Source organism: Microbacterium croceum (genome assembly GCF_023091245.1).
GTDB classification, from domain to species: domain Bacteria; phylum Actinomycetota; class Actinomycetes; order Actinomycetales; family Microbacteriaceae; genus Microbacterium; species Microbacterium croceum.
Map to the genome: position 1 here is coordinate 1,537,118 of NZ_JAHWXN010000001.1, position 15,339 is coordinate 1,552,456.

14 protein-coding genes are annotated in these 15,339 nt (G+C 68.6%); 12 read left to right on the top strand and 2 right to left on the bottom strand.

Features of this window, described 5'->3' with window-relative positions; all coding sequences use genetic code 11:
- Position 1: 1 nt before the first annotated feature.
- Positions 2–1,351: a branched-chain amino acid ABC transporter permease gene (locus KZC51_RS07335; RefSeq protein WP_247629342.1), complete on the bottom strand. Its 1,350-nt coding sequence runs from the start codon at positions 1,349–1,351 to the stop codon at positions 2–4.
- A gap of 273 nt (positions 1,352–1,624) precedes the next feature.
- Between KZC51_RS07335 and guaB the strand changes: the two genes are divergently transcribed.
- From guaB to KZC51_RS07385, 10 genes are all read left to right on the top strand, one after another.
- Positions 1,625–3,127 carry an IMP dehydrogenase gene (gene guaB, locus KZC51_RS07340; protein WP_247629343.1) on the top strand — a complete coding sequence of 501 codons (1,503 nt, stop codon included), beginning with the start codon at positions 1,625–1,627 and terminating at the stop codon, positions 3,125–3,127.
- A gap of 75 nt (positions 3,128–3,202) precedes the next feature.
- On the top strand, positions 3,203–3,517 hold the full coding sequence (locus tag KZC51_RS07345) for a DUF2277 domain-containing protein (RefSeq protein ID WP_247629344.1): 315 nt from the start codon (positions 3,203–3,205) through the stop codon (positions 3,515–3,517).
- A 153-nt stretch (positions 3,518–3,670) separates the two neighbouring features.
- On the top strand, positions 3,671–4,714 hold the full coding sequence (locus tag KZC51_RS07350; protein ID WP_247629345.1) for a response regulator: 1,044 nt from the start codon (positions 3,671–3,673) through the stop codon (positions 4,712–4,714).
- Positions 4,714–5,703, top strand: coding sequence for an ATP-grasp domain-containing protein (locus KZC51_RS07355; protein WP_247629346.1), 990 nt, complete (start codon positions 4,714–4,716; stop codon positions 5,701–5,703). The genes KZC51_RS07350 and KZC51_RS07355 overlap by 1 nt, the downstream gene beginning before the upstream one ends.
- Entirely contained in the window at positions 5,700–6,413 is a 714-nt protein-coding gene (locus tag KZC51_RS07360; protein WP_247629347.1) for a PHP domain-containing protein, read from the top strand. Before KZC51_RS07355 ends, KZC51_RS07360 begins: the two co-directional genes overlap by 4 nt.
- Positions 6,413–7,900, top strand: a complete 1,488-nt coding sequence (locus KZC51_RS07365; protein WP_247629348.1) for a glycosyltransferase family 2 protein — start codon at positions 6,413–6,415, stop codon at positions 7,898–7,900. Before KZC51_RS07360 ends, KZC51_RS07365 begins: the two co-directional genes overlap by 1 nt.
- Positions 7,897–8,040 carry a hypothetical protein gene (locus tag KZC51_RS07370; protein WP_247629349.1) on the top strand — a complete coding sequence of 48 codons (144 nt, stop codon included), beginning with the start codon at positions 7,897–7,899 and terminating at the stop codon, positions 8,038–8,040. The genes KZC51_RS07365 and KZC51_RS07370 overlap by 4 nt, the downstream gene beginning before the upstream one ends.
- Positions 8,037–8,384, top strand: coding sequence for a response regulator (locus tag KZC51_RS07375; RefSeq protein ID WP_247629350.1), 348 nt, complete (start codon positions 8,037–8,039; stop codon positions 8,382–8,384). The genes KZC51_RS07370 and KZC51_RS07375 overlap by 4 nt, the downstream gene beginning before the upstream one ends.
- Positions 8,381–10,174, top strand: coding sequence for a PAS domain-containing sensor histidine kinase (locus KZC51_RS07380; RefSeq protein WP_247629351.1), 1,794 nt, complete (start codon positions 8,381–8,383; stop codon positions 10,172–10,174). The genes KZC51_RS07375 and KZC51_RS07380 overlap by 4 nt, the downstream gene beginning before the upstream one ends.
- A gap of 103 nt (positions 10,175–10,277) precedes the next feature.
- Complete coding sequence (locus KZC51_RS07385) at positions 10,278–11,966, top strand: ABC-F family ATP-binding cassette domain-containing protein (RefSeq protein WP_247629352.1); 1,689 nt, start codon at positions 10,278–10,280, stop codon at positions 11,964–11,966.
- A gap of 80 nt (positions 11,967–12,046) precedes the next feature.
- Here the strand turns inward: KZC51_RS07385 and KZC51_RS07390 are convergent, their stop codons facing one another.
- Positions 12,047–13,135 carry an FAD-dependent oxidoreductase gene (locus tag KZC51_RS07390; RefSeq protein ID WP_247629353.1) on the bottom strand — a complete coding sequence of 363 codons (1,089 nt, stop codon included), beginning with the start codon at positions 13,133–13,135 and terminating at the stop codon, positions 12,047–12,049.
- A 75-nt stretch (positions 13,136–13,210) separates the two neighbouring features.
- Between KZC51_RS07390 and KZC51_RS07395 the strand changes: the two genes are divergently transcribed.
- Positions 13,211–14,326, top strand: coding sequence for a GuaB3 family IMP dehydrogenase-related protein (locus tag KZC51_RS07395; RefSeq protein ID WP_247630605.1), 1,116 nt, complete (start codon positions 13,211–13,213; stop codon positions 14,324–14,326).
- A gap of 59 nt (positions 14,327–14,385) precedes the next feature.
- The gene (locus KZC51_RS07400; protein WP_247630606.1) at positions 14,386–15,141 is read left to right on the top strand and encodes an SURF1 family protein; all 756 of its coding nucleotides are present in this window, start codon (positions 14,386–14,388) and stop codon (positions 15,139–15,141) included.
- Positions 15,142–15,339 lie beyond the last annotated feature (198 nt).

Sequence of the window (15,339 nt, forward strand, 5' to 3'; positions counted from 1 at the left end):
ATCAGCCCAACCTTTCCCTGCGTCCCAAGAGCCCTTGTGGTCTGACGAGCAGGATCACGATCAGGACGACCAGTGCGCTCGCGTACTTCAGATCGGACGGGATCCACAACGTCGAGACCTCGACCGCGATGCCGACGATGAGGGACCCGACGAGTGCACCGAACGCCGTGCCGAGACCGCCCAGGGTGATCGCCGCGAAGATGAGCAGCAGCATCTGCATACCCATGTCCCACTTCACGCCGGGGCGGAAGTACGCCCACAGGATGCCGGAGATCGCGGCCAGCGTGCCGGAGAGGATCCAGACGTACCGGACGACCTTGTCGACGTCGATGCCGGATGCGGCGGCGAGCTGCGGGTTGTCGGAGATGGCGCGTGTGGCCTTGCCGATGCGGGTGCGGGTGAGGAAGAAGGCCACCCCGAGGATCACGATGATGCTCACGCCCATCGCGATCATGTCGATATAGGAAAGGGAGACCGGCCCGAACTGGATCGGAGTGGGGCTGGCTCCGGGGAGCTGCCGCGTGCCGCCGCCGATCAGGTATTGGAACGCGTACCGCAGCGCGAGCGAGAGTCCGATGCTGACGATCATCAGCTGGACGACACCGAGGCCCCGTCGTCGCAGCGGTCGCCAGATTCCGGCGTCCAACGCCCAGCCGAACAGGCCTCCGCCGATCACGGCCGCGGCGATGCCGAGCCACAGCGGAAGGTGCCAGAACGTCGTGGTGACCAGGGCCACCAGGCCGCCCCAGGTGACCATCTCGGCGTGGGCGAAGTTCGACAACCGGGTGGTGCCGTAGATGAGCGCGGCGCCCATCGACGCCAGCGCCAGCAGCAGGCCGAAGTTCAGACCGCCCACCAGGCGGGACAGCAGCTGGTCGATGAAGGAGACCGTGATCCGCTCGCCCTCGCCGAGGAACAGGTTCATGATCTTGGTACCGGTGAGACCGAACTCGACCTCGAACGATGCCGTCGTTCCGGCGATCGGCTGCGTACCGGGGGGCAGCAGGCTCGCATCGACGATGACCCCGTCGGGGAGCGTGGACTCGTCGACGGTGAGGGTGTACTTCTCCTTCTCGGGGACGTACAGGCGCCATTTGCCCTCGGCGTCCGTCTCGGTCTCGCCTTTGAAGCCCTTGCCTTCGATCGTCATGACGACGCCGTCGACGGGTTGGTCGTCGAAGGTGATGACGCCGGCGAAGTAGAAGTCCGTGACCTCTTGGCCGTCGTCGGTCGTCTCCGCGGATGCGGACGCCGCGGGTTGCAGCACGAGAGCGGATAGGGCGATCAGTATGCCGAGGAAAGCGACGACCCAGGGGCGCCTTCTCTGCACGGCGAGTGTTGTGGGTCCCACGCAACCTCCACTGTGAGTGCTGTGTCTGCGGCATCGGGTGTGCACCGCGGACCTGGACGGTGCATTTGAGCGTAGTGGGCGATGCCCGATTCACCTACACCTACCTCTGGACCGAGTACAGGTATTCCGGTGACGTGCCCACGGCGCCTGACGCCGGGAATGTTCTCGGGCGCGTCTCGCTTAGAATCTTCATACGGGTTCGTACCCGTATCGGACGACGTCGAACGACCCGCACGCACTCGGATTCGCGCGACCAGCGCAGGAGGAGCCCCCATGGAACAGCACGATCCCTTCGGTTTCGTCGGACTGACGTACGATGACGTGCTGCTGCTGCCCGGGCACACCGACGTGATCCCCAGCGAGGCGGACACCTCGTCGCGGATCACGCGCCGCATCTCGGTCGCGACGCCCCTGCTCTCGAGCGCGATGGACACGGTCACCGAGTCGCGCATGGCGATCGCGATGGCGCGCGAGGGCGGCATCGGCATCCTGCACCGCAACCTCTCCATCGCCGACCAGGCCGCGCACGTCGACCGCGTCAAGCGGAGCGAGTCCGGCATGATCACCGACCCGATCACGACGACCGAGGACGCGACCGTCGAAGAGGTCGATGCCCTGTGCGCCAAGTACCGCATCTCGGGCCTCCCCGTCGTCAACGCCGATGGCACGCTGGTCGGCATCATCACGAACCGCGACATGCGCTTCGTCTCGGGCTTCGAGCGCCAGACCACGTTCGTCAAGGACGTCATGACGTCTGAGGGACTCGTCACCGCTCCCGTCGGCGTCGCCGCCGGCGAGGTCATCGCGCTGTTCGCGAAGCACCGTGTCGAGAAGCTGCCACTGATCGACGACGAGGGCAAGCTCGCCGGACTGATCACCATCAAGGACTTCGACAAGAGCGAGAAGTACCCTCTCGCCACCAAGGACGACCAGGGGCGCCTGCGCGTCGGCGCGGCTATCGGATTCTTCGGTGACGCGTGGGAGCGCGCCGAGGCGCTGCGCGACGCCGGGGTCGACGTGCTCGTGGTCGACACCGCCAACGGTCAGTCCCAGGGGGTCATCGACCTCGTCCGGCGTCTGAAGGCAGACGAGTCGTTCGCGCACATCGACGTCATCGGCGGCAACGTCGCCACCCGCGAGGGCGCCCAGGCGCTCGTCGACGCGGGAGTCGACGCCGTGAAGGTCGGCGTCGGGCCCGGATCCATCTGCACCACCCGCGTGGTCGCCGGCGTCGGAGTCCCCCAGGTCACCGCGGTCTACGAGGCCTCGCTCGCCGCAGGCCCCGCGGGCGTTCCGGTCATCGCGGACGGCGGCCTGCAGTACTCCGGTGACATCGCCAAGGCCCTCGTGGCCGGCGCCGACGCGGTCATGCTGGGCTCCCTCCTCGCCGGTACCGATGAGTCGCCGGGTGAGATCGTCTTCCAGTCGGGCAAGCAGTTCAAGCAGTACCGGGGCATGGGGTCGCTCGGCGCGATGCAGACCCGCGGCAAGCAGACCTCGTACTCGAAGGACCGCTACTTCCAGGCCGACGTCCCCAGCGACGACAAGCTCATCCCCGAGGGCATCGAGGGTCAGGTGCCCTATCGCGGTCCGCTCGCTGCCGTCGCCTACCAGCTCGTCGGCGGGCTGCGTCAGTCGATGTTCTACGTCGGGGCCCGCACGATCGAGGAGCTCAAGCAGCGCGGCAAGTTCGTGCGCATCACCTCGGCCGGGCTCAAGGAGTCCCACCCGCACGACGTGCAGATCGTCGTCGAAGCTCCCAACTACAAGAAGTAGCAGCACACCGTCGGATCACGGCTCGGGAGCGAATCGCTCTTGGGCTCGAGTCGTGATCGGCCTACCCTGGCAGGCATGTGCCGCAACATCGTTCCGTTGAACAACTTCGAGCCCGCTGCGACCGACGACGAGTGTCACGACGCCGCGCTGCAGTTCGTGCGCAAGATCTCGGGCACCAGCAAGCCGTCCAGAGCCAACCAGGCCGCGTTCAACGAGGCGGTCGAGCAGATCGCGCGCGCCACTCGCTTGCTCGTGGACAGTCTCGTGACCACGGCTCCGCCGAAGAAGCGCGAAGACGAGGCGGCGAAGCGGCGCGCCCGTTCCGCGGAGCGGTACGAGGCCATCCGGGTCTATCAGCAGGAGAAGCGCGCCGCGCGCACGGCGTCCTGAGGGCGAGCCCTGCGCCCCGCGTGATCAGGCCTGTGCCAGAATCGACTCAAAACCCCGCTCGACTTTCCCGCTGAGCTCCCGGTGTTGAAGGGCATCGAGAGCTCGCGTCGGCTTCATCTCCGGCCGGGAACCTCCCCAAGGAGAGCCGCATACATGCTCGAGGAAGCACCACGAGTTCTCGTCGTCGATGACGACCCGGACGTCGCCCTGCTCGTGAAGACCGTGCTGGAGAGGCGCGCCGGCTGCGTCGTCGACCTCGCCGCCGACGGGCGAGCCGCGATCGAACGCGTCGGCGCCGTGCGTCCTGACCTCGTCATCACCGACATCGAGATGCCCGGTCTGAACGGGCTCGATCTGCTCGCCGAGCTGCGACGCCTGATCCCGACCGTCCCCGTCGTGGTGATGACCGCGCACGTCTCCGTCGACTATGCGGTGTCCGCGCTGCGCGCCCAGGCCGACGAGTTCCTCACCAAGCCGCTCGACAACGTGCGCCTCGTGGAGACCGTCGGACGCCTGATCGAAGAGGGCCGGCGCCGAAGAGAGGCGAGTCGGCCGAAGGATGTGGTGCTCGCGATCGGCGCGCACCCCGACGACGTCGAGATCGGTGTCGGTGGTCTCCTTGCCGCGCATGCGCAGGCCGGAGACGACCTCACGATCCTCACTCTCTCACGCGGCGCGCGTGGGGGTGACGCGGACAGCAGACAGAACGAGTCCCTCGCCTCTGCGGAGATCCTCGGAGCACGACTCTTCCTCAAGGATCTGGTCGACACCGAGATCTCCGGCGGTGGCGCGACCGTCCGCCTGATCGAGGAGGTCGTGCGCGAGATCCAGCCGACGATCGTCTATACCCACTCGCAGAACGATCGTCATCAGGACCACCGGGCGGTGAGCGAGGCCACGATCGTCGCGACCCGTCGCGTGGGTACCGTCGCGTGCTACCAGAGCCCATCGTCGACGATCGACTTCCGGCCGACGCGGTTCGTGCGGATCGACCAGTACCTTCCGCAGAAGCTGCGACTGCTGGAGTGCTTCCAGTCGCAGACTGCGAGCCGCGACTACCTCGACCCCGACTTCGTCAGCGCCACCGCGCGCTATTGGTCCCGCTTCGGCGGAGGGGTCGCGGTCGAGCCGCTCGAGGTGGTCCGCGAGACAGCCGAGTTCGTCGGAGCACACGAACTCTCACGACGGGAGAGCTGATGACCACACGAGTGCTGGTGACCGGAGCCGGAGGACCGGCCGGAGTCGCTGTGATCAGGTCTCTGCTGCGCCGCTCCGATCTGACGGTGTTCGCCGCCGACATGGACGGCTGGGCGAGCGGGCTGTACCTCGTGCCGTCAGAGCAGCGGCGCCTGCTGCCCCCTGGGCGCGATGAGGACTTCGTGCCCGCACTCGCACGGTTCGTCGCGGAGGACGCCCTCGATCTCGTGATCTCCACCGTCGACGTCGAGCTCGTGGCCGTCGCCGCACGCCGTGAGGAGCTGGCTCCTGCGGTGCTGGCGGCGCCGTCGGCTGAGACGCTGAACACCGCGCTCGACAAGCTCGCTCTCGCCGAACGGTGCGCGCCGACGGGGTTCGCGCCGCGGACCGTCCTCGCCGGCCCGGAGGCGGAGCGCATCGACTGGGAGTTCCCGGTCTTCGCGAAGCCGCGTCAGGGCGCGGGGAGTCGTGGCGTGCGCCTGGTACCGGATCGCGCCGCACTCGAGGCGCTGCCGGCGGACGAGGGCCTCATCGTGCAGGACTTCCTGCCTGGTGAGGAGTACTCGGTCGACGTGATCGCCGACGCGCAGGGCAACGTCGTCGCGGCAGTCCCGCGCACCAGGGCCCGGGTGGACTCGGGCGTCGCGATCGCCGGGTGCACCGTGCGCGACCCCGAGCTCGAAGACACGGCCGCGGCTCTCGCGCAGGCGATCGGCCTCGTCGGCGTCGCCAACGTGCAACTGCGACGCGATCGGTCGGGCCGTGCGGTGCTGCTGGAGATCAACCCGCGCTTCCCCGGCGCGCTGCCGTTGACCATCGCGGCGGGCGTCGACATCCCGTCGCTCGTGGTCGACCTGTTCCTCGGCCGCGAGCTGCCCGCGCGCGTGCCGTTCCGCGAGGTCGCCTCGGTGCGCTTCCTCGAGGACATCATCGTCGAGGTGGAGGACGTGCTGGTGTCGGCGCATGCCGGGCATCAGGAGGAATCGTGAGCCACGAGGCGCTGCGTGGTGACCACCACGTGCACTCCACGTTCTCCGACGATGCGGTCTCCACGCTCGCCGAGAATGTCGTGGCGGCCGCCGAGATCGGGCTGACCACGATCCGGCTGGTGGACCACGTGCGTCAGAGCACGACCTGGGTGCCCGAGTACCTCGCGGCCGTGCGCGCCCTCGAGGTCCCGGAGGGGCTCACCGTGCTCACGGGCGTGGAGGCCAAGATCCTCAGCGTCGCCGGTGACCTCGACATCCCCACCCTGCCTCCGGGGATCGATCGCATCCTGATCGCCGATCATCAGTTCCCCGGCGTCGACGGCCCGCTCGGCCCCTCCGCCGTGCGCGAGCGTATCGCGGACGGGTGGGCGGCGGCCGATGTGCTCGACCAGCTCGTCTCGGCGCTCATCTCTTCCATGCGTCGGCATCCGGGCAACCAGCTCGCGCACTGCTTCTCGCTGCTCCCCAAGATCGGGCTCGCCGAGAGCGACCTCGGGGTCGAGCGGGTGGAGGCATGGGCGCGCGCCGCGGCCGAGACCGGAACGCTGGTCGAGGTCAACGAGAAGTGGGGATGCCCCGAGGCGCCGACACTCGCGGCGCTGCGCGCCGCCGGGGTCGAGATCGTGGCCTCCACAGACAGCCATATCGCCTCGGACGTCGGACGCTATGAGCGTGTCACCGCGCTGTTGGCCGAGGAAGACGGTTCCTGATGGCGGAACTCACCTGGCTCGAGACGGTCTTCGTGATCCTCCTGCTGATCTGCGTGCTGGTGGGCACTCTGCCCGTGATCAACACGGGTCTGCAGTTCCTGTCGCTGCCGCTGCACGCCTTCCGCAACCACTATGCGAAGGCTGCCCCGTACCATCCGCGCGTCGCGGTGGTCATCCCGGCATGGAACGAGGGGCTGGTCATCGGTCCCGCGATCGAACGGCTGCTCCAGTTGGAGTACCCGGCCGACCGTCTGCGCGTCTTCGTCGTCGACGATGCCTCGACGGATGACACTCCGGACATCGTCAACACCAAGGCGGCTGCCTACCCTGGCCGCGTCGTGCACCTGCGGCGCGAGGTCGGCGGGGAGGGCAAGGCGCACACCCTGAACCACGGACTCGACATCGTGCTCGCGGATGACTGGACCGAGGCCGTGCTCATCATGGACGCCGACGTCATCTTCGCCAGGGACTCCCTACGCAAGCTGACCAGACATCTCGCCGACGAGAAGGTCGGCGCCGTCACCGCCTACATCGCCGAAGGCAGCAGGGACCGCAACTACCTCACCCGCTTCATCGCGATCGAGTACGTCATCGGGCAGCTCTCCGCCCGCCGCACCCAGAACGTCGGGGGTGCGATCGCGTGCCTTGCCGGAGGGGCGCAACTGCATTCGCGCGCCAACCTCGAGGCGATCGGCGGGCGGATCCCCACCGGAACGCTCGCGGAAGACACGATGACGACCTTCGAGAGCCAGATCAAGGGCCGCCGGATGGTCTTCGAGCCGCATGCCGTCGTCTACGCGGAGGAGCCGCGCACAGTCGACAGCCTGTGGAAGCAACGTCTGCGCTGGGCGCGCGGCAACGTGCAGCTCACCTCGATCTACCGCAAGCTATGGTTCCGGCCCAGTCGTGAGCACAACCTGGGGAGCATCCCGTTCGGGCTCGCGTGGTTCACGATCCTGCTGCTGCCGGCGTTCATGATCCTGGCGGCGGCTGCGATGCTCACGCTGCTCATCCTGCACAGCGAGATCGCCGATTTCGTCTTCCGCTTCATGTGGATCTCAGCGGCCTGCATCTACCTCTTCTCGATGCTGTACTCGGTGCAGCTCGATCCACGGATCGGCCGGCAGTCCTGGCGGGAGGCGCTGATGTTCCCCGGACTCGGCGCGCTGATCCTCATGGCGATCGCGCTGTTCCCGTGGCTGTTCGAGCGGGTGCTGTCGGAGCTCGGCATGGCGCTGACCGATCAGACCCGCTTCACCTGGGCGGTGATCTTCTACCTCTGGGGACCGATCTCGATGCTCGGGATCTGGCTCGCACGTGCCGTCGAGCGCTTCCCCGGCGGCCGCTTCTTCGCCGGACTGCTGCTCTACATCTGCGGGTACGGCTCACTGCTGTGCGCCATCACCGTGGACTCGTACATCAAGGAGTGGCGTCACGCCGACGCCGCGTGGATCAAGACCGAGAAGGTCGGAAGGGTCGACTCATGACCGAGACACCCCCGCAGAACTCGGAAGCTGAGGAGATCGAGGAGGACCGGCGACGCGAGCTCCGCCTTATTCCGCAGGCTCTGCTCGCCCTGGCGATCGTCGTGGTGGTCGTGATCGTGCGAGAGCTGTTCCTCCGGTGAACGGGCGACCTCTCGCCCTGGTCGTCGAGGACAGCGCAGATCAGACCGCGCTGCTGCGCCGCTACCTCGATCGTGAGGGCTTCGATGTCTTCGCCGCTGCCGATGCAGAGGCGGCGATCGCCGCGTTCGACGACATCGTCCCTGTCGTCGCCGTGCTCGATCTCCTCCTGCCGGGCATATCCGGCCAGGAGTGTGCAGCGCTGGTGCGTGATCGCTTCCCCGCGTGCTTCCTCGTGATCAGTTCCGTCCTCGACGCCGCGGACTATCCGCCGGCGGATGCGGCGCTGCCCAAACCGATCATCGGAGCGCACATGCACGAGATCCTGCAGCGGGTGCCGCGGTGAACGCCGCGACGCCTCTGAACCGCGCCGAGAACCGCTGGTACCGGCTGTTCGACAACCCGAGTCCGCTGCTGAAGCAGGCGCCGACGACGATCGCGATCATCGTCGCCGCTCTGGTGGCGTGGCTCAACCCCGATCTCGCCTTCGAACAGGGGCTTGCCGCTCTCGCCGGCATCGCCATCGTGCTGCTCGCCACCGTGCACGCCGCCGTCCTCAGCGGCCTGCGCGTGTACGAGGGCTGGGTGGTGCTGATCATCCCGATGATCGACATCCTCGGACTCGGACTTTTCCGCGCCGGCACGGGCGGCGCCTCGTCGATCTTCGGATCGCTCGTGCTGCTGCCGGTGGTGTGGATCGCGGCAGCACCCGGCATCCGCTACGTATTCGTCGTCGGAGGGCTCACCTCCCTCGCCCTCCTCATGCCGTACTTCGCCAGTCCGCCGAGCACCTCCGTCGAGTGGCTGCGCGGTGTGATCGGACCGCTGGTCTTCTCGGCGATGGCCGCGGTCGTGAACGAGCTGTCCCGCCAGCAACGGGTGCGCGTCGAGCAGGCGGAGCGACTGGTGGCCGAGCGCACGGCGGCATTGACCGACAACGTCGCGATGCTCGTGCAACTGCGCGAGAAGGAGCTGCAGAACCAGGTCCTGGTCGACTCCTATGAGGGGCTGTGGGCCTCGATCACCGCGCAGGCCGTCATCGGAACCGATGACGCAGGACGCATCACGGCCTGGAACCCCGGCGCGGAGCGCCTCCTCGGCATCACCTACGCCGAGGCGATGCAGGATGTGCGCGTCGATCGCTTCTTCCCGGATTCCGTCCTCACCATGCTGGCGCAGGACTGCCCCGGCGAAGGGGATCCCCCGCAGATCCCCGAACTCGCGCAGGGTGTTCAGGCGCTGTTCGCCCGTGTCGACGAGGAGCAGATCGTCGATGGCGACTTCTCGGTGACCACGTCGGGCGGGACCACGGTTCCCGCTCGTGTGACTATCACGCCGCACAAGGACGCCGACGGGGCACAGCAGGGCTACCTGTTCGTCGTGACCGACGAGAGCCGAGCCGTCGAGGTCGCGCGCATGAAGGACGAGTTCGTCGGGATGATCTCCCACGAGCTGCGCACGCCGCTGAGCGCGATCATCGGCTTCCTCGACCTGCTGCAGAACGACCCGGGTCAGCCTCTCACCGACGATCAGCAGGAATTCGTCGGCATCATCGAGCGCAACGCGCAGCGCCTGCTCAATCTCGTCGGCGATCTGCTGTTCAGCGCCCAGGTCGAGTCGGGCCGGTTCCCGCTCGACCGCACCGATGCCGACCTCGCGGAGCTCGTGCGCTCGGCCGTGCTCTCGGCGGGGCCGCACGCCCAGCGCGAGGGGATCACGCTCACGGCCGACGTGCCGGATACGCCAGTGCGGGCACTCGTCGATCCAGGGCGGATCGGTCAGGCGATCGACAACCTGCTCTCCAATGCGATCAAATTCACCTCGGCGGGCGGCAGCGTGACGGCGCGCCTGATCCTGGTGGACGGCGGCGTGCAGATCTCGGTGCGCGACACCGGCGTCGGCATCCCCGAGGGCGAGCAGGGAATGCTGTTCACCCGCTTCTTCCGCGCATCGACCGCCACGCAGAACGCCGTGCCCGGAGTCGGGTTGGGTCTCACCATCACCCGAGCGATCGTGATCGCCCACGGAGGAGTGATGGATGTCGAGAGCGAGGAGGGCGTCGGGACCGAGTTCCGATTCACTCTCCCGTTGGTGCCACGCACCGAGGTGCTGACCACGCTCAGCATCCCCGAGTGAGCAGCGGCCGGTTGGCGGCGTCTCGACCCTCGCCCGCCATGTCGTCAGCGAGCTGATAGCCTGGTCGGCTCGACAGTTGCGGGCGGAAGGACGGCCTCGCACGGTGGGCTACATCGATGTCTCAGGTATTTCACTCACGCTGCCGGACGGCAGACCGCTTCTCGACGACGCGACCTTCCGGGTCGGGCAGGGATCGACCAGCGCGCTGATCGGACCGAACGGTGCGGGCAAGACCACGCTGCTGCGGATCATCCGCGGGGATCAGGCCGCCGATGACGGCGTCGTGACGATCGACGGCGGACTCGGCGTCATGGATCAGTTCGTCGGCCACGGGGAGCCGGGGCAGACCGTGCACGAGCTCCTCGTCCGCGTCGCGCCTCGGCGCATCCGTGCGGCGGCTCGGGCTCTCGAGGCGGCGGAGAACGCCCTGATCGAGCGTGACGAGCATGACACGCAGATGGCCTACGCCTCGGCCATCGCCGAGTATGCAGATGCCGGCGGCTACGAGCACGAGACCGTGTGGGATCAGTGCACGGTGGCGGCCCTGGGTGTGCCGTTCGAGCGCGCCCGCTACCGTGAGCTGACCACGCTCTCGGGCGGAGAGCAGAAGCGGCTGGCACTCGAGGCTCTGCTGCGCGGCCCGGATCAGGTGCTGCTGCTCGACGAGCCCGACAACTACCTCGACGTGCCGGCGAAGCGCTGGCTCGAGGAGCAGTTGCGGCAGACCGCCAAGACCGTGCTCCTGGTCTCGCACGATCGCGAGCTGCTGGCCCGTGCGGCGGATCGGCTGATCACACTCGAACCCGGCGGCGCGGGGGCCACCGCCTGGGTGCACGGTGGCGGCTTCGGCACATACCACCAGGCGCGCAGCGACCGGATGGACCGGCTCGATGAACTGCGTCGGCGCTGGGACGAGCAGCACGAGAAGCTGCGGATCCTGGTGGCGAATCTCAAGGTCAAGGCTTCGGCGAACGACGGCTTCGCCTCGCGCTACCAGGCGGCCCAGACCAGACTTCGCAAGTTCGAGGAGGCGGGCCCGCCGGAGGAGCGTCCACCGGCGCAGGACTTCGACATGCGCCTGCGCGGAGCGCGCACGGGCAAGCGTGCGGTGGTGGCGCATCAGCTGGAGCTCAGCGGCCTCATGAAGCCGTTCGATGCCGAGGTCTGGTACGGAGATCGCGTGGCGGTGCTCGGCTCGAACGGCTCGGGCAAGTCGCACTTCCTGCGGCTGCTCGCCCGCGGCGGCACTGACCCCGACCCGTCGCTCGGTCACGTGACATCGACGGGAGAACAATTGAGCGAGGTCGCGCACTCCGGGCGGGCGGTACTGGGCGCGCGCGTGGTGCCGGGGCTGTTCGCCCAGACGCATACGCACCCGGAGTTCGTCGGTCGCACGCTGCTGGAGATCCTGCACCGCGGCGACGACCGTCGTGCGGGGATGCCGCGTGACGCCGCCAGCTCGGCCCTCGACCGGTACGGTCTCGTGCGCCAGGCGCAGCAGACCTTCGAGTCGTTGTCGGGTGGACAGCAGGCGCGGTTCCAGGTGCTGCTGCTCGAGCTGTCCGGTGCGACGCTGCTGCTGCTCGACGAGCCGACCGACAACCTCGACATCGAGTCGGCCGAGGCGTTGGAGCAGGCGCTCGAGCGCTTCGAGGGCACTGTGCTCGCCGTCACGCACGACCGCTGGTTCGCGCGCTCCTTCGATCGGTTCCTGGTGTTCGGCTCCGATGGAGCGGTCTACGAGTCCGGCGAGCCGGTGTGGGACGAGCGCCGGGTGGCGCGGGCACGCTGACGCTCTCGCTCTCTGCGGCGTGAGGGGTCACGACGCGCCGCGCGACGATCGTGCGACGCGGCGTGTCCTGACCCCTCACCTCAGAGAGCGAGGCGGAACGGCGAGGCGGCGCGGGCGGACGGGTCGAGTGCGAGGTCGGCCAGCACGGCCCCGATGCCGGTGGCGAACTTGAAGCCGTGTCCCGAGAACCCGGCGCCGACCACGACGTGTCCGCGGCGATCGAGCACGAACGTCCCGTCGGCGGTCGAGGTGTAGGTGCAGCTGATCGGCACTGCGCTGTCGGGGTCGAGCCCCGGCATCCACTCCCGCACGTAGTCGGCGAGGGCCGCCTGCTGCGTCGGGATGTGCGGACGCGCATCGGGGTCGACCTCGTCGCCGGCCAGGTGGAAGCCGACCTTGACACCCTCGCCGGGCGTCGGCATGCCGTACACGGTCGCCGGGTAAGCGGACGGATCGGTGTAGTGGTTGAACGACGGCCACGCCGCATCGGTGCGCGGCGCGAAGTGCGCCGGCGTCTCCTCGGTCACCGTGAGCGTGGGCAGGTCGATCCGCGACAGGAGCTTCTGCGTCCAGGCGCCGGCGGTCACGACCACCGTGTCGGCGTGCAGGCCGCTGCCGTCCGCGAGCTCCACCACTCCGCCGTCCGGTGTCTCGCCGACGTGCGCCACGGGAGTGCTCCAGCGCACCTCGCCTCCGGCGGCGAGGATCCGCCGCTCCAACTCGCGCAGGGCATCCGCCGCCCGCACCACCCCGGCGTCGGATGACCAGAGCACGTCGTCGTCGAAGCGCATCCCGGGCCAGCGACGGGTGGCCTCGGCAGCGGAGATCAGCTCGGCCGGGATGCCGCGGGCGGAGAGAGCGTCGCGCACGGCTGCGACGTCGACATCCCCGTGTGTCACGAGACCGTGCAGCCGCAGCAGCGGTGCCCCGTCGACATCGCCGAGCGCCTCCCATCCGGCCCGTGCGCGCACCAGCAGGTCGAGGTAGTGGTCCTGGGAGTAGGCGTTGTTGAAGTTGCGGGTCGCGCCGTGCGACGCACCCTCGTGGTGGCCGCGGGCGAAACGCTCCAGCACCACGGGCCGGCGCCCGCGCCGCGTCAGCTCCCAGGCCGTCGCCAACCCCATCACGCCGCCGCCGACCACCGCGACGTCCACCGCATCCGTCGTCATGCCTGCCTCCCGATGTCGGATCCAGTCTCCCAGCCATCGCACGGCTCGGCTCCCGGGTAGGCTGGACGGGTGACCATGGAGATCGAGCTCGGCCGAGGAAAGCGCGCGCGTCGCGCGTACACGTTCGACGACATCGCGGTGGTGCCATCGAGGCGCACGCGCAACCCGGAGGACGTGTCGACCGCATGGACGATCGACGCCTTCGGCTTCGAGATCCCCGTGCTGGGAGCCCCGATGGACTCCGTCGTGAGTCCGCAGACGGCGATCATGCTCGGGCAGCTCGGCGGGTTGGGGGTCCTCGATCTCGAGGGGCTGTGGACGCGCTACGAGAGCCCGGAGCCGCTGCTCGCGCAGATCGCGGGGCTCGACGACGCGCAGGCGACCGTGCGCATGCAGGAGCTGTATGCGGAGCCGATCAAGCCCGAGCTCATCACACGCCGTCTCGCCGAGATCCGCGACGCCGGTGTCACGGTCGCCGGCTCTCTGACGCCGCAGCGCACGCAGGAGTACTACGACACCGTCGCGGCTGCCGGGGTCGACCTGTTCGTCATCCGCGGCACCACGGTGTCGGCCGAGCACGTGTCCAGCGTGGCCGAGCCCCTCAACCTGAAGAAGTTCATCTACGACCTCGACGTGCCCGTCATCGTGGGAGGCGCGGCGACCTACACCGCCGCTCTGCACCTGATGCGTACGGGAGCGGCCGGGGTGCTCGTCGGCTTCGGTGGGGGAGCGGCGTCCACGACGCGCGCGACCCTCGGCATCCACGCCCCGATGGCCACGGCGGTCTCCGACGTCGCGGCGGCGCGTCGTGACTACCTCGACGAGTCCGGCGGACGTTACGTGCACGTGATCGCCGACGGCGGCGTCGGCACGTCCGGCGACATCGTCAAGGCGCTCGCCATGGGCGCGGACGCCGTCATGCTCGGCGTCGCGCTGGCCCGCGCCACCGATGCTCCCGGTCGCGGATTCCACTGGGGACCCGAGGCGCATCACCCCAAGCTGCCCCGTGGACACCGCGTGCATGTCGGCGGCATCGGCACGCTCGAAGAGATCCTGTACGGCCCCGCGCCCGTCGCGGACGGCACGGCGAACCTGATCGGCGCGCTGCGCAAGTCCATGGCGACCACCGGCTACTCGGACCTCAAGGAGTTCCAGCGGGTCGAGGTCGTGCTGGCTCCGTACGAGGCCTGAAGGCCGCACCAGACGCCGTGACATCCCCTTCGCTGTTCCCGCCCACGCTGCGTGAGGTCATGCTGCGCAGACGCTGGATCGGGATGCTGTTGCTGTGCCTCGTGGTGGCAGGCGTCTTCGCGTGGCTCGGACAGTGGCAGCTCGAACGGGCGATCGAGACCGATCCGCCGCCCGCCGGCGTGACGGAGCAGGTCCAGCCGCTTACGGACGTGCTCGGGCCGGGGGAGTACCTGCCCGAGCCGCTGGTCGGTCAGCGGGTGGAGACGGCAGGCTCGTGGGTCGCCGATGACTTCCTCGTGGTCTCGCACCGGTTCAACGACGGCGTCGAGGGCTACTGGGTCACCGGTCAGCTGCGCGTCGCGGAGCGCACGTCGATCGCCGTCGCCATCGGGTGGACGGCCGATCGCGCCGCCGCCGATGCGGCAGCCGCAACGCTGAACGAAGAGGCGGACGACGCGGAGGTGAAGATCAGCGGCCGTATCATCTCCGATGAGGGGCCGGGGGTCCCCCCGCAGGCGGAGCCGGAGCGGATGGACCGGATGTCGACGGCGGCGCTGCTCAGTCGCTGGCATGACATCGATCAGCTCGACGTCTACCGGCCGTATCTGGCGTCGACGACCGCGCTCGCGGGTCTCGACGACATCGACTCTCCCGCCCCCGAAGAGCTGTCGCCGGTCAACTGGTTGAACGTCTTCTACGCGGTCGAGTGGGCGATCTTCGCCGGCTTCGCGTTCTACCTCTGGTATCGCCTGGCCAAGGACGCCTGGGAGCGCGAGGTCGAGGAGTTCGAGGACGCCCAGGCCGCGTCCGCCTGACGGATTTCCGCGCTGATCTGCGGCGGATTTCTCACGCTCTGCGCGCGCACCACCTCGGTGAGCACTCGGTGACCAATCGGCAAACACCATTGAGGATGTCGGATCCCCTCCGTATGCTCGCAACATGTGCGCACGCTGGGAGAGTTCCTTGCGTGTCGTGACAGATTCCCCAGAGTCGTGACGGATTCCCCAGAGAAG